12 protein-coding genes are annotated in these 14331 nt (G+C 40.0%); all 12 read left to right on the top strand.

The window, feature by feature from the left end:
* Positions 1 to 36: 36 nt before the first annotated feature.
* The 12 genes from DXB39_RS06660 to DXB39_RS06715 all read left to right on the top strand — a co-directional run bounded on the left by DXB39_RS06660 (position 37) and on the right by DXB39_RS06715 (position 14317).
* Positions 37 to 918, top strand: a complete 882-nt coding sequence (locus DXB39_RS06660) for a carbohydrate ABC transporter permease (RefSeq protein WP_117841457.1) — start codon at positions 37 to 39, stop codon at positions 916 to 918.
* Positions 902 to 1756 carry a carbohydrate ABC transporter permease gene (locus DXB39_RS06665; RefSeq protein WP_227709594.1) on the top strand — a complete coding sequence of 285 codons (855 nt, stop codon included), beginning with the start codon at positions 902 to 904 and terminating at the stop codon, positions 1754 to 1756. The genes DXB39_RS06660 and DXB39_RS06665 overlap by 17 nt, the downstream gene beginning before the upstream one ends.
* Positions 1757 to 1779: 23 nt before the next feature.
* Positions 1780 to 2835 (top strand): zinc-dependent alcohol dehydrogenase, encoded by a 1056-nt coding sequence (locus tag DXB39_RS06670; protein ID WP_117841456.1) that lies wholly within the window; start codon positions 1780 to 1782, stop codon positions 2833 to 2835.
* A 32-nt stretch (positions 2836 to 2867) separates the two neighbouring features.
* Positions 2868 to 3659, top strand: coding sequence for a sugar phosphate isomerase/epimerase family protein (locus DXB39_RS06675; RefSeq protein WP_117841455.1), 792 nt, complete (start codon positions 2868 to 2870; stop codon positions 3657 to 3659).
* Between the two features lie 34 nt (positions 3660 to 3693).
* Positions 3694 to 4740 (top strand): Gfo/Idh/MocA family protein, encoded by a 1047-nt coding sequence (locus tag DXB39_RS06680; protein WP_117841454.1) that lies wholly within the window; start codon positions 3694 to 3696, stop codon positions 4738 to 4740.
* A gap of 9 nt (positions 4741 to 4749) precedes the next feature.
* Entirely contained in the window at positions 4750 to 7056 is a 2307-nt protein-coding gene (locus DXB39_RS06685; protein ID WP_117841453.1) for a glycosyl hydrolase family 65 protein, read from the top strand.
* A gap of 4 nt (positions 7057 to 7060) precedes the next feature.
* Positions 7061 to 7693 (top strand): beta-phosphoglucomutase, encoded by a 633-nt coding sequence (gene pgmB, locus DXB39_RS06690; RefSeq protein WP_117841452.1) that lies wholly within the window; start codon positions 7061 to 7063, stop codon positions 7691 to 7693.
* An 18-nt stretch (positions 7694 to 7711) separates the two neighbouring features.
* Positions 7712 to 8860, top strand: a complete 1149-nt coding sequence (locus tag DXB39_RS06695; RefSeq protein WP_117841451.1) for a glycerate kinase family protein — start codon at positions 7712 to 7714, stop codon at positions 8858 to 8860.
* Between the two features lie 306 nt (positions 8861 to 9166).
* Complete coding sequence (locus DXB39_RS06700; protein WP_117841450.1) at positions 9167 to 10546, top strand: PTS transporter subunit EIIC; 1380 nt, start codon at positions 9167 to 9169, stop codon at positions 10544 to 10546.
* Complete coding sequence (locus DXB39_RS15190) at positions 10533 to 12932, top strand: family 1 glycosylhydrolase (protein WP_117841449.1); 2400 nt, start codon at positions 10533 to 10535, stop codon at positions 12930 to 12932. The genes DXB39_RS06700 and DXB39_RS15190 overlap by 14 nt, the downstream gene beginning before the upstream one ends.
* A gap of 39 nt (positions 12933 to 12971) precedes the next feature.
* Entirely contained in the window at positions 12972 to 13841 is an 870-nt protein-coding gene (locus DXB39_RS06710) for a PRD domain-containing protein (RefSeq protein WP_117697257.1), read from the top strand.
* Positions 13841 to 14317: a PTS sugar transporter subunit IIA gene (locus tag DXB39_RS06715; RefSeq protein ID WP_117841448.1), complete on the top strand. Its 477-nt coding sequence runs from the start codon at positions 13841 to 13843 to the stop codon at positions 14315 to 14317. The genes DXB39_RS06710 and DXB39_RS06715 overlap by 1 nt, the downstream gene beginning before the upstream one ends.
* Positions 14318 to 14331 lie beyond the last annotated feature (14 nt).

Below are 14331 nucleotides of genomic sequence, written 5' to 3' on the forward strand. Positions count from 1 at the left end.
ATATCAGCACTTTCCTGATAAAATGAGGTAGAAAAGATGAGGAAAAGAAGAGCATTAAGCGATACAAAATTTGCATATCTGCTGTTAGCCCCAAGCTTGATTCTGCTGGCAGCATTAATTGGCTATCCAATGCTTTATAACATGTATATCAGTGTTCTGGACGTTCCGGTAAACCCACGTAAGCCTTCTGTATTTGTGGGATTAGATAATTATATATCTGTATTAACGGATCCATCCTTTTATCACAGTGTAATTACAACACTTGTGTTTACATTTGTAGTAGTTGTACTTAGTACGGTAGTTGGACTTGCAATGGCGTGCTTTTTGAACCGTAAATTTGTAGGTAAAAAACTGGTAAATTCTTTAATAATATTGTCTTATGTAATTCCGTCGGTATGTCTGATTTTTGCCTGGCGTTATATGTTCAATAATATTTATGGAATTATAAATTATATTGTGGTGGATGTGTTACATCTTGCAAAAGAGGTGCCGCTTTGGTTTGACCAGCCGGTCAGTGCTTTTATACTGGCTGCACTGTTTTGTATCTGGCGCTTCTTCCCGTATGCATATCTTTCTTTTACTGCAATTCTTCAGACCATTGATAAATCATTGTATGAAGCAGCAGATATAGATGGAGCAACAGCATGGCAGAAGTTTAAGGTAGTAACATACCCGGCATTAAAATCAACAATGGTTACCGTAGTAAGCCTGCGTATCATCTGGGTATTCTACATTTATGCAGAAGTATATCTGTTGACGAAACAGGTAGATGTTATCGGTGTATATCTGTATGACATGGCATTTGCAACACATGATTTTGGAAAGGCAGCAGCAATATCATTACTGTTATTTGTACTGATATTTGCCTGTGTAATAATGGTTAGAAAGGTGGTGCTCCGCAGTGAGAAAGAAGAATAGGAATGCGAGAAAAATTCGTAAGAATATCGTCTTTTATGTAATACTCATTGCAGTTCTGGCGGTATTAGTATTTCCAATGATTATGATGCTGAGCGTCTCTCTGAAAGAAACTTCAGAGACAATTGGATATCCACCGACAATAATACCAAGAAGTTTTACATTAAAGCATTTTGCAGACATATTTAATGAGAGTATTTTTCCGTTTATGAAGTATTTTAAAAACAGTATGTACATAGCGTTGATTACATCAGTGCTGGTAGTGTTCCTTGGAATCTTAGGAGGCTATGCACTGGCAAGACTTCGCTTTAAAGGGAAAAATGTAATGACAGAAATGTTTTTCTTTGTATATATGTTTTCCGGAATTTTATTGATTGTACCATTATATAAGATGCTTGCATCTATCGGATTACGAAATACAAGAGAAGCAGTAATTATCTGTATGATTATCCAGACATTGCCGACAGCTATTTATATGACACGAAGTTATTTTGAAACTGTGCCATATGAGCTGGAAGAGGCAGGAAGGGTAGATGGTTTGTCACGAATGGGTATTATTTTCCGTATTATGACACCATTGTCGATTCCGGGTCTGATTTCCGTATTTGTATATGCGTTTATGATTGCATGGAATGATGTATTATTTGCTTCCATATTCTTAGATTCACCGGATAAATTGACGATTACAATCGGATTGAATTCACTGTTTAATACACCGGATTATATCTGGGGCAGAATGATGGCAGCATCGCTTGTAACTTCACTGCCGATTGTAATTATGTATGCATTTAGTCAGAACCTCATAAAGAGCGGCGCAACCGAAGGCGGCGTGAAAGGTTAATATAGAAAAAGGAGAATATTAATATGAAAAAATTAGTCGCAACAGCCCCAAGAGAGGCAAAACTGGTAGAGTATGAAGACAGACCAATCGCATCAGATGAAGTAAAGGTAAAGGTTGAGTTTGCAGCCCCGAAGCATGGAACAGAGCTGGCAGATTTTCGTGGAACCACTCCTTTTATTGATGGAAAATTTGATGATGAGTGGAGAATGTTTGTACAAAGAGATAAAGATGAACCAAGAGGAATTGTCTTTGGTGATTTACCACTTGGAAATATGTTTGTTGGAACCATTATCGAAGCAGGAGCAGATGTTACTGAATATAAAGTAGGTGACAGAGTATGTTCTTATGGACAGATTAAGGAGACCCAGATTGTAAAAGCAGTTAATAATTATAAGCTCCGTAAAATGAAACCGACAGATTCTGCAGCAAATGCAGTATGCTATGACCCGGCTCAGTTTGCTTTGGCATCGGTCCGTGATGCGGAAGTAAGACCGGGAGACTGTGTAGCAGTTATTGGTCTTGGCGCCATTGGTCTGATTGCATTACAGCTTGCAGTAAAAGCTGGTGCAGCAGTTGTAATTGGTGTAGACCCGATTGAACATCGTAGAGAAGTAGCAAAGAAAATGGGCGCTCATTTCACCTTTGATCCGACACAGTGTGATGTTGGTTATGAAATTAAAAAAGCAACCGGAAAAATGGGTGCAGATGGAATTATTGAAACCAGTGGAAGCATGCAGGCATTACAGTCCGCATTAAAAGGAGTTGCATACAATGGAACCATTGCCTATGCAGCATTTGCAAAACCATTTCCGGCAGGTCTTTGGTTAGGACAGGCAGGTCATTTTAATCAGGCAAAAATTGTATTTTCCAGAGCCTGCTCAGAGCCATTGCCAGAATATCCAAGATGGACAAGAAAGAGAATTGAAGATGTGGTATGGAATATGCTGATGAATGGATATTTAGATTGCCGTGATATTGTATATCCGATTATTTCATTTGAAGAAAGTGCAGAAGGATTCTGCAAATATGTAGACAGAGAACCGGATAAGAGCATCAAGCTTGGTGTAACATTTAAATAACAAAGGGCTTTATTGAAAAGGAGGAACAGAATATGTTACTTGGAACACAGGATAGAGATTTTTTTCCAAAAGATTTAGTTGAGAAACTTACATTTGCAAAAGAAATGGGATTTGAATGCTTTGAAATCGATGGAAAAGTTCTGATGGAACAGAAGGATGAATTAAAAGAGGCAATCAAAGAGTCTGGACTTCCGGTATCTTCTGCGTGTGGCGGATATCGTGGCTGGATTGGTGACTTTATAGAAGAGCGTCGTCTTAATGGAATCGCAGATTTAAAAGTTATTTTAAAAAATATTGCAGAAGTAGGTGGAACAGGCGTTGTCGTTCCGGCAGCATGGGGTATGTTTACCTATCGTCTGCCACCTATGGTTTCACCAAGAAGTCATGAAGGTGATGTGAAAGCCATCCAGGATTCCCTGAAAGAACTGGATCCGGTAGCTGGAGAATATGGTGTGAAAATTTATCTTGAACCGTTAAACCGTTACCAGGATCATATGTTAAATACAACCAAAGACGGTGTAGACATGATTGACATGGGACATTTCAAAAATGTCCAGATTACAGCAGATTTTTATCATATGTCCATTGAAGAGGATGATATTTCTGAGACCTTAAGAAAATACAAAGATTATATCGGTCATGTACATATTGCAGAAAATCATCGTTATCAGCCGGGTACCGGTTCTATTGATTTTAAACGTCATATGCAGACATTAAAAGAAATTGGATTTGATGGTGCTGTAGTAAATGAAGGAAGGATCCGTGGAGAGAATCCACTGGAAGCATATCAGAAATCAGTAACTTATATGAAACAGTTTATTTAAAGACAGATATACATGACAGAAGGGAAGAAAGAGAATGGAAGAAAAGAAAGTAATTCGAGCCGCAATTATAGGATCAGGTCAGATTGCAAGAACTTCCCATATTCCGGCATACCGTTCAATGGAAAATGTGGAAATCGTGGCAGTAAGTGATGCAAATGAGGCAGCTGCACAAAGGCTTGCAGAGGATTTTGATATTCCTGCATATTATCAGGACAGTACCAGAATGCTTCGGGAAGTAAAACCGGATGTAGTGAGCATTTGTGTTCCAAATAAATTTCACTATCCACTGACAATAGAAGCTTTAAATGCCGGCTGTCATGTATTTTGTGAGAAACCTCCTGCAATGAACCCAAAGGAAGCTTTGGAAATGTGGCAGCTTGCAGAAAAGAATGGATTGCTCCTTACCTATGATTTTCATTTCCGGCATGGAAGAAATACAGCAATTGCCAAAGAAAAAATAGATAAAGGTGACTTGGGAACCGTTTATTATACCAAAGCTTCCTGGGTGCGCAGAAGAGGAATCCCGGGATGGGGATGTTTTACCAATCGTGAAATGCAGGGCGGTGGTCCGCTCATTGATATTGGGGCCCATATGTTAGATCTTGCCTGTTATCTTCTGGATTATCCGGAAATAGCATATGTGTGTGCCGGCAGTTTTGACAAAATCGGAAAGACTGGAAGAAAAGGAATTATGGGAGAATGGAATCCGGATAAATATAGTGTGGAAGACAGTTTGTTTGGATTCATCAGTTTTACTGACGGAAGAGTTATGCAGCTGGAGACAGCTTTTGCATTAAATATAAAAGAAAAGGATAAGCGGAATGTTGAACTTTGTGGAGAAAAGAGTGGACTATCACTTTTTCCACTGGAGATTTATCAGGGTGCAGAAATGAGCAATACATCCTATCCGTTTATAGAAGAAATGGAGCTTCATACAAAGGCTTTATATAATTTTATAAAGGCGGTAAGAGGTGAAGAAAAATTGCTGGTAACAGCAGAACAAGGGTATTATGTGCAGAGATTAATCGATGCATTGTATCGTTCAGCGGAGAGTGGAGAACCTGTCATGCTGGAAGAATAGGAGTGGAGTATGTTCTATTATCAACCAATCAAAAATAAAGAGGGGCTTTGGCTGGCGGAAGAGCATTATAACAGACGTTACATAGCAAAAACAGAATCAGTATTTGCACAGAGCAATGGTCACTTTGGAGTCAGGGCAATGCTGGAGTTGAGAGGCATTGATGCAACTCCCGGTATGTTTGTGAGCGGATTATACCAGAAAGCACAGGATGGTGAAGTAACAGAACTTGTGAACTGTCCTGATGTGGTAGAATTAGGCATGTATATACAGGGAGAGTCAGTGAACCTTGACAATGTCCGGGTAGAGGAATTTCAAAGAAAATTAAATCTTTATACCGGGGAACTGTGGATAAATATTCTGTTCCGGACACAAAATGGACTACGTTTTCTACTCCGGTCAAAACGTTTTGCAGCAGATTTTGAAAAAACCCTATTTTACCATAAGACAGAAGTAACATTGCTAGATGGAAATAAGACAACAGTTACATTTGAATATGGAATTAATGGACAGATAACCAATTCCGGAACTTCTCATTTTCAAAAAACAGAATGCAGAGTCTATGGAAAAGAGATTATGGCATATCATGGCGCACTGCAGGATGATGGACTGGAAATACTGACAGGAACCTGTTTTGAAAAAAATCAGGAACAGCAGGACTGCTCCTATCATTTAAAGAGACGCAGTATCTACGCCAAAAACAGCATCTTAATGGAAAAGGGAGATGCGATAACTCTGTTTCGGATTTCTCATATACAGGAAGATTCCGCAGAATGTAAAGATGTTCTGGAAGAAAAATTAGAAAAAATACAGCAGCAGTTAAAGCGTGGATATGAGCGGGCAATAGCAAACCAGAAAAAAAGTATGGAAGGGTTCTGCCAAAGAGCTGCAATTGAAATTGATGGAGCCAGTCTGCAGGAAAAGGCAGGAATTGCATATGCACAGTATCAGATGTATGGCATGGATCCGGCTTATACCAACCGGTATAGCATAGGGGCAAAAGGGTTAACCGGTGAAGGTTATAAAGGACATGTATTCTGGGATACAGAATTGTTCATCCTGCCATTTTTTGTCGCTGAGTTTCCGGAGGCGGCAAGAAAGTTATTGGAGTACCGCTATAGAGGAAAAGCCGGTGCAAAAAGAAAAGCAGAAGAGTATGGCTTTCAGGGATTTATGTATCCCTGGGAATGTGCAAAGGATGGCTTTGAAGAAACACCGCTTTATGCAGCGTTAAATATACATACCGGTAAGGCAAATAAAGTATGGTCGGGTATCAAAGAGCATCATGTAACCGCAGATATTGCATTTGCAATAAGCCGTTATTATTATTGGAGTAATGACAGGGAGTTTTTGAATCAGTATGGAACAGAAATACTTTGTGAAACAGCAAATTTCTGGGTGTCCAGAGCAGAAGAACGGAATGAAAGACTGGAAATTCTCAATATCATCGGACCGGATGAATATAATGAGCATATTGATAATAATGCTTATACCAATTATATGGCGGCATATAATGTAAAACTTGCCCTGAAAGCATCCAAGGAAACATTGGATAGTCCATATGTTAAAAAGATGAAGGAAAATGGAACCCTGAAAGTCATGCAGGAAAAGTGGCAGTATTTTCTGGAACACATTTACCTTCCAAAGCCGGATAAAAATGGAATTATTCCGCAAGATGATGCATTTCTTGGCAAAGAAGAATTAAAGGATATTGAAAAATACAGACAATCACCTGTGAAACAATCCGTTTTGCTGGATTATTCCAGAGATGAAGTGGTAGATATGCAGGTATTGAAACAGGCAGATTTAGTAATGCTGTTTACACTTTTTCCGGGACTGTTTCCAGCAGATGTTGTAAAGAAAAATGTTCTGTTTTATGAAAAAAGGACTTTGCATGATTCCTCCTTAAGTTATTGCGCCCATGCACAGATTTGCGCAGAAATAGGGGAGATGGAGATGGCAGAAAGATTTTTTGCCAAGGCATTGGAAACGGATTTATGCGACAACCCACAGGATTCTGTAGATGGTATTCATGCAGCATCCTTAGGCGGAATCTGGAAATGTGTTGTTGCAGGATTTGCAGGAGTATCCTGTGATGAAGATGGTATTATATTAGCTCCACATCTTTTGGAACACTGGAATTCCATAAAATTTTCTGTTATGGTGCATGGACAAAAAATGGACTGCTTTATAGATAAAGAAAATATTTCACTCCATTTATGCAGCAGCGGAAAGAGCAAGGAACCGGTAACGATAAAAGTCCAGGAAAAAAAATATATTTTGAAAGATGACCTGCATTTGAAATATGGAAAGGAATAAGGATATGAAGGCAATCATATTTGATTTAGATGGAGTATTGGTGCATACAGACCAGTATCATTATCAGGCATGGAAAAGTCTTGCAGATGAATTAAATCTTCCATTTGATGAGAAGAAAAATGACAGACTGCGTGGAATCAGCCGTATGGAAAGTCTTGAGATTGTATTAGAAGACTCAGATAAGACTTACACCAATGAAGAAAAAGAACATATGGCAGAAAAGAAAAATGAAATATATCGCCGGTTATTATCACAGATGACTCCGCAGGATGTGAAAGCTGAAGTAAGGGAAGCATTATCACAGTTAAAAAATATGGGGTATCTTCTTGCGGTCGGTTCCTCCAGTAAAAATGCAAAATATATTCTGGAAAGAACGACGTTGACGGGATATTTTGATGCAATTTCAGACGGAAATGGATTACAGCATTCCAAACCGAATCCGGAAGTTTTTTTGAAGGCAGCAGATATGCTGTTGGTGAGACCGGAACTCTGTTATGTGGTAGAAGATGCAGAGGCTGGTATACAGGCCGCAAAAGCAGCCGGAATGGTGGCAATTGCCATAGGCAGTGCCGCGAAATGTAATAGTTCAGACTTTTCAATTCATGATTTTTGTGACATACTTCAGGTGGTAGAATAAACAAACGAGGAAAATCCAATGAAAGTAATTGTAGCAATAGATTCATTAAAAGGCAGCTTAAGTTCCTTAGAGGCAGGAAAAGCAGTGGAAGAAGGAATAAAGAGGGCGATGCCTGAAGCAGAAATAATTATAAAGCCGGTAGCAGACGGTGGCGAAGGAACAGTATCTGCGCTGACAAGCGGTCTGAATGGCAGATTGGAAAAAGCAGAAGTGACAGGACCACTTGGTCAGAAAGTAAAGGCGGTCTATGGGATTCTTCCGGACAAAACTGCTGTAATAGAAATGGCAGAAGCAGCTGGTCTGCCACTTGTACCTGATGACCAGCGCAATCCAATGCATACAACAACCTATGGTGTTGGTGAATTGATACAGCAGGCACTGGAAAAGGGCTGCCGTAAATTTATCGTTGGAATCGGCGGCAGTGCTACGAATGATGGTGGAACCGGAATGCTGCAGGCATTAGGCTGTCATTTTTATAAAAAAGATGGAACCGAAATATGCCCTGGAGCAGAAGAGATAGAAGAAATTGCCCGTGTGGACATCGATGGAATGGATAGGCGGCTGGAGGAATGCCGGTTTGAAATTGCCTGTGATGTAACGAATCCACTGTGTGGTGAGAGGGGAGCCAGTGCGGTGTTTGCACCGCAAAAGGGCGCAGATGCCAGAATGGTAGGACGGCTTGATGATGCACTTTCCCATCTGGCAGATGTGACGGAAGAGGTGTTAAAGACAGATAACCGGAATCTTCCGGGAGCCGGAGCAGCAGGCGGACTGGGCTTCGCATTTGCATCCTATCTGGACGGGGATTTACGTCCGGGCGTAGAGATAGTATTAGATGCGGTATTGCCGGAGAAAGAATTAAGTGAAGCTGATATCGTAGTGACCGGAGAAGGAAGATTTGACGGACAGACTGCTATGGGAAAAGCGCCGGTTGGAATTGCAAAGCGGGCAAAAGAAAAGGACTGCATGGTACTGGTATTTGCCGGCAGCATTGAACCACAGGGCGTCCGGAAAGTGCAGGATGAAATGCAGCTTGTAGATGGAGCATTTCCAATTTTACCAGGTGTGATGACATTGGAAGAAGCCATGCAGAAGACAGTGGCATATGAGAATATGAGCTATACGGCAGAGCAGGTATTCCGGGTGATTGGAAATTGTCAGAAGTGACGAAATTTGCTGGTATAATTTGGCAAATATTACGGCTTGTAATTGCTGGATTTGCATGGTACTATAAAAATATCAATTGAGAACAAGATTGTAACTCCTTGGAGGCATTACTTGTACAGCTTTTCGTTGTATGGTGCCAAAGAGGAGCTTTTTTGTTGCAGCAAATGGAAATTTCCGAGAGGATTGTTATCCTGGAAACAGGAGCATTACCCAAAGGACATAGTAAAGCGCGTGCTATGTGTTTTGGGTATTTTTTGTTCAAAATGATTGTTATAAAACGAGGCAGCAGAAAGGAGAGTGTTTCATATGCAGAGTAAATTTGAAAAAATAGCGGAAGAAATACTGGAAAGAATAGGGGGAGCAGCAAATATAAGTAATTGCACACATTGTATGACCAGACTGCGGTTTACATTAAAAGATACCAGCCTGGTGAAAGTAGAGGAAATAGAGGCATTACAGGGAGTACTGGGCATAAAAAATGCAGGAGGACAGTTTCAGGTAATCATCGGAAAAGATGTAAATGATGTCTATGACTGTGTCTGCAAAATTGCAAATATCAAAACTACAGAATTAGATATTACAGATGGAGAAGAGGCTGGAGAAAAGAAAAAAATCGGACAGCAGATATTAGATTATATCAGCAATGCATTCATACCATTGGTTCCGGCACTGGTTGGTTCCGGTATGTTAAAGGGATTCCTGTCCTTGTTTACTTATTTAGGCTGGCTGGATGCAACCAGCGCAACGTATGCTGTATTGTCAGCAGCAGGAAATGCAGTATTTTATTTTATACCACTTTTAATTGCATATAATACAGCAAAATATTTAAAAGCAAATATTGTTGTTGCAATGGTTATCATGGGAGCGTTGATGGAACCGAATTTTACGGCACTGGCAGGAGCAGAAGATCCATTAACATTATTTGGACTGCCGCTAACGGTAATAACATATTCTTCCATGATTATACCAGCATTAATTATAGTACCTATACAGGCTCAACTGGAAAAATTACTGAAGAGGTTTATTCCAAAATCAATCCAGTTATTATTTGTGCCACTGATTACCATTTTTGTTATGGTGGTATTGAGTGTATTGGTAATTGGCCCGGCATCCAGTGAATTGTCCAATCTGATTGGAAAGGCAAGTAACTGGCTGAATGATACCAATGCAGTTTTGTTTGGAATTCTGGTAGGTGGAACTGTTGGATATCTGACTATTCTTGGTGTACATATGGCACTGGTACCTATTATCATGTTGAATTTTACAAATATGGGAGCTGACCCGGTATTGGCATTTATGAGTGCAACCTGTTATGCACAGATTGGAGTGGCATTTGCTATCTGGTTCAGAAGCAAAGACAAGGAAGTAAAATCTCTTGCAGGAGCAAGCGGAATTACCGCATTACTTGCCGGAGTGACAGAGCCGATTCTCTTTGGCGTATGTATGAAATATAAACGTTCTTATGCAGTGATTGGTATTGCCGGAGCCCTGGGCGGTATGATAATGGGGATTTTCGGATGTAAGGCAATGGGATTTGTCAATGCAGGGATTTTAGGATTATCCGGATATTTTTCAGATACATTTAGATTCTATTTACTGGCAGCAGCAGTAAGTATGGTCGCAGGATTTATTTTGATGGCAGTGTTTGGATTTGGTAAAGGAGAGAGAAAGGATGCAGCAAGATAAAGGAAGCTTTCCGGATGATTTTCTGTGGGGTGGTGCTGTGTCAGCGTGTCAGACAGAAGGCGGCTGGAATGTAAATGGAAAAGGAGCCAGCATAGCAGACTGTATGGCATTGGGAGATAAGGAGGAGGGGAGAAAATGCTTCCCCTCCTTAGATAAAAAATATATTTATCCATCCCATTATGGAAATCATTTTTATGAGCATTATGAAGAAGATATCAAATTATTTGCAGAAGCAGGATTTCGATGTTTCCGGATGTCTGTTGCGTGGACAAGAATATTCCCAACTGGAGAGGAAGAAACTCCGAATCAGGCAGGCTTAGACTACTATAGAAGCGTGTTTGAAACCTGCAGAAAATATAAGATAGAGCCGATAGTTACAATTCTGCATTATGATCTGCCATTGGCACTTGCAATGAAATATGAAGGCTGGAGTAATCCAAAGCTGATCCCGCTATATGAAAAATATGCAAAAACCATAATCGATGAATATGCAGATCTGGTGGTTTACTGGATTCCTTTTAATGAGATAAACTGCCTGACACTGCCGCTTGGAACAGTATTTGGCGGTGGAATAATCGAAAAAGAAGGATGCAATATTTTACCGGAACAGGATGACATGGAAAGAAGATACCGGTGTTTGCATCACCAGTTTCTTGCGGCAGCATGGGTAAGTGCATATGCACATGAAAAATATCCACATATCAGGGTTGGTACAATGATTGCCTATTACTGTACTTATCCTTATTCCTGCAGACCGGAGGATGTAAGAATGGCACAGGAGCATCATAAGATTCACAATCTCTTTTGCCTGGATGTGCGGTTAAAAGGAAAGTATCCATGGTATATGAAAAAGTTTTTCCGGAAAAATAAGATTTCGATAACATGCAGTAAAGAAGAGGAAGAACTTTTGCAGAAAGGAACAGCCGATTTTTGTGGATTCAGTTATTATTTTTCGAATTGTATCAGTGGACAGCAGGGATTGGAGTCCTCCATGGGAAACCTGATGGTAGGAGTGAAGAATCCATATTTAAAACAAAGTGAGTGGGGCTGGCAGATTGATGCAGAGGGACTTCGGATTGCTTTGAATGAATTGTATGGAAGGTATGAAGTCCCGCTTATGGTATTGGAAAATGGTCTGGGAGCACGAGACCATATAGAAAATGGAAAAATTCAGGATACCTACCGCATTGCCTATTTAAAGGAACATATAAATGCCGTAAAAGAAGCACTGGAAGATGGTGCGGATGTGAAGGCTTATACGGCGTGGGGATGTATAGATTTAGTAGGTGTGAGTACAGGTGAAATGGATAAACGCTATGGAATTATTTATGTAGACTTTGATAACAAAGGAAATGGAAGTGGAAAGAGAATTCCAAAAGAATCTTATTACTGGTACCGTCAGGTTATAGAAAGCGGGGAAAAGAGAGTTTATCATATGAGAGAAAGAGATAAAATAAAGCAACAGTTTGAATATTTTGTCCAGGGTCTGGAAAAGAATGATGCGAAGTTCTGGGAGGTGGTCATTGCCAAAGATTGCAGAATGCAGTCGGAAACGGTTGGAGATGCGGAGGGATTTGATGCAGTCAAAGAGAAATTGGTCTGGAGAGGACCAAAGCTGGATTTCAGCCGGTACCGGATTTACAATACATGTATTTTTCAGGAAAAGGATCAGGCGGTGCAGTCGGCATATGTGATTGCAACAGTGGGAGTGAAGGAAGATTATTATTTACACTGGTTTACATTTGGCGGACACTATCTGATAAACTGGATAAAGGAAGATGCGATATGGAAAATGAGTAGTCTGAAATACTGCCATGATATGGAATGCGGAAATACATCCTTTGTCCGTGGATGGTGGAAGTTAATTGATTATGATATCTGGACCGGCTATAAAAAACATCCTGTTATTTCAAAAGAGGAAGCACCATGGCGGGTAATGGACAATGGGGAAGACTGGACAGAGGAAGAAAAGATTGCAGATCTGTTCTGCCGGTATGCATGGGGGATTGATGAGGATGACTTTGAGATTACAGCATCGGTTATGACAGAGACGATTCAGTCGAATATACCGGGAAACTCCTTTGAAGGAAAAAAGGAACTGCTCACTATGCTGCAGGGAAAGCGGAAAAAGGAAAACAGTATGTCGCATGTGGGAAAGATTGTGTCGATAAAGCAAACCGGCAATGAAGCAGAAATGGTGGTATGGCGGTATGAACCGCACAGAATCGGCACAAAATTTACCCATGCTGGTAATATTGATACTATGTTTTATTCGGTAGACTACCTGTGGCACCTGAAAAAAGAGGATGGCAGGTGGTTGGTAACAGGAATCGATTATAATATTGGTGTATTTGGTGAAAAAGATGATGGAAGATACTATCAGTAACGTAGTATAATAGAGAAAACTCATGTGGAGGAAAAAGCGATGCTTGCAATTAAGAAAATCAATAATAATGTAGCAGTATGTAAAGATGGGAATGGTTGTGAATTAATTGCTTTTGGAAAGGGAATTGGATTTCCACAGATGCCATATGAGATAAAACTGGAAAATATAGACAGGACATTTTACAATATCAGCGCACAGTACATGGGACTGATGAATGAACTGCCGATGGATATCATAGAATTTACAATGAAAATACTGCCGGTGGTACAGAGCAAGCTGGATTATGATTTAAATCCAAATCTTGTGCTGACACTGGCGGACCATCTGGCATTTGCAATGGAGCGGGAGAGGAAGAAAATTTATATTGAGATGCCGCTTATTTATGACATGGAGCAGCAGTATCCCATGGAAATGAAATTGAGCCGGTATATTGTGGCACAAATGGACAAAGTATTTCATGTGAAATTAAAAAGAAATGAATTATCAGGAATTGCCATGTCTATCATAAGTGCAAAGATTACATCCGAGCAGAAGACAAATGGAACGGATAAGATTGACTTCGAAGGCGTATTGAAGGATATCGGCCGGATTATAGAAAAGGAGCTTCATATCGTGGTAAATAAAGAATCCTTTGATTATGCCAGATTTGCAACTCATATAAAATATCTTTTGGACCGGATTTGCAGTAAACAATATATTGATACGGATAATATCACACTGTATCAGAATCTCAGGGAAGAGTTTGCGGATATTTCCAGATGTGTGGATTGTATTATAGAATATCTGAATCAGAAATTAGATTGTGAAGTAACAGAAGAGGAAAAAATGTATCTGATTCTGCATGTAAACCGGATTTGCAGTAAGGAAAAATGTGCAGAAGAAACAGAGGATGGGAAAGGAAATAGATAATGTTTTTTAAGAAAAAAGAAAGTGGAGAAGAAATATTTGCTCCGATGAATGGAAAATATATCGAACAGGCACAGATTCCGGATGCAATATTTGCAGAAGGAATGCTGGGAACAGGATGTGGTATCTGCCCGGAAGATGGCACCGTTTATGCACCGGCAGATGGTAAAATCGTTTCTGTGGCAGAAACTGGACATGCCATTGGAATAGAGACACCAAAGGGTGCAGAACTGCTGATTCATATAGGTATGGATACAGTGGAACTGAATGGACAGGGCTTTGAAGTATTTGCAAAAGAAGGGGACAAGGTAACAAAGGGACAGAAACTTATAAGCTGTGATCTGGAATTTGTGAAATTAAAAGGATTTTCTACAGTTACCGCATTGGTTGTCACCAATGCTGCTGAATTTAATGAAATTCATTTTGAAACAGGAAAAACATTTCCTGCCACAGCTTTGCTGGGCGAAGTAAGAAAATAATTTCAGGCGAGTTC

The organism is Roseburia sp. OM03-7AC, from assembly GCF_003462625.1.
Lineage (GTDB): Bacteria > Bacillota > Clostridia > Lachnospirales > Lachnospiraceae > Roseburia_C > Roseburia_C amylophila.

Excerpts from the sequence above, each read along its gene's own strand:
- DXB39_RS06660 (WP_117841457.1), top strand. The coding sequence starts at position 37 with ATGAGGAAAAGAAGAGCATTAAGCGATACAAAATTTGCATATCTGCTG.
- DXB39_RS06670 (WP_117841456.1), top strand. The coding sequence starts at position 1,780 with ATGAAAAAATTAGTCGCAACAGCCCCAAGAGAGGCAAAACTGGTAGAG.
- DXB39_RS06675 (WP_117841455.1), top strand. The coding sequence starts at position 2,868 with ATGTTACTTGGAACACAGGATAGAGATTTTTTTCCAAAAGATTTAGTT.
- DXB39_RS06680 (WP_117841454.1), top strand. The coding sequence starts at position 3,694 with ATGGAAGAAAAGAAAGTAATTCGAGCCGCAATTATAGGATCAGGTCAG.
- DXB39_RS06685 (WP_117841453.1), top strand. The coding sequence starts at position 4,750 with ATGTTCTATTATCAACCAATCAAAAATAAAGAGGGGCTTTGGCTGGCG.
- pgmB (WP_117841452.1), top strand. The coding sequence starts at position 7,061 with ATGAAGGCAATCATATTTGATTTAGATGGAGTATTGGTGCATACAGAC.
- DXB39_RS06695 (WP_117841451.1), top strand. The coding sequence starts at position 7,712 with ATGAAAGTAATTGTAGCAATAGATTCATTAAAAGGCAGCTTAAGTTCC.
- DXB39_RS06700 (WP_117841450.1), top strand. The coding sequence starts at position 9,167 with ATGCAGAGTAAATTTGAAAAAATAGCGGAAGAAATACTGGAAAGAATA.
- DXB39_RS15190 (WP_117841449.1), top strand. The coding sequence starts at position 10,533 with ATGCAGCAAGATAAAGGAAGCTTTCCGGATGATTTTCTGTGGGGTGGT.
- DXB39_RS06710 (WP_117697257.1), top strand. The coding sequence starts at position 12,972 with ATGCTTGCAATTAAGAAAATCAATAATAATGTAGCAGTATGTAAAGAT.
- DXB39_RS06715 (WP_117841448.1), top strand. The coding sequence starts at position 13,841 with ATGTTTTTTAAGAAAAAAGAAAGTGGAGAAGAAATATTTGCTCCGATG.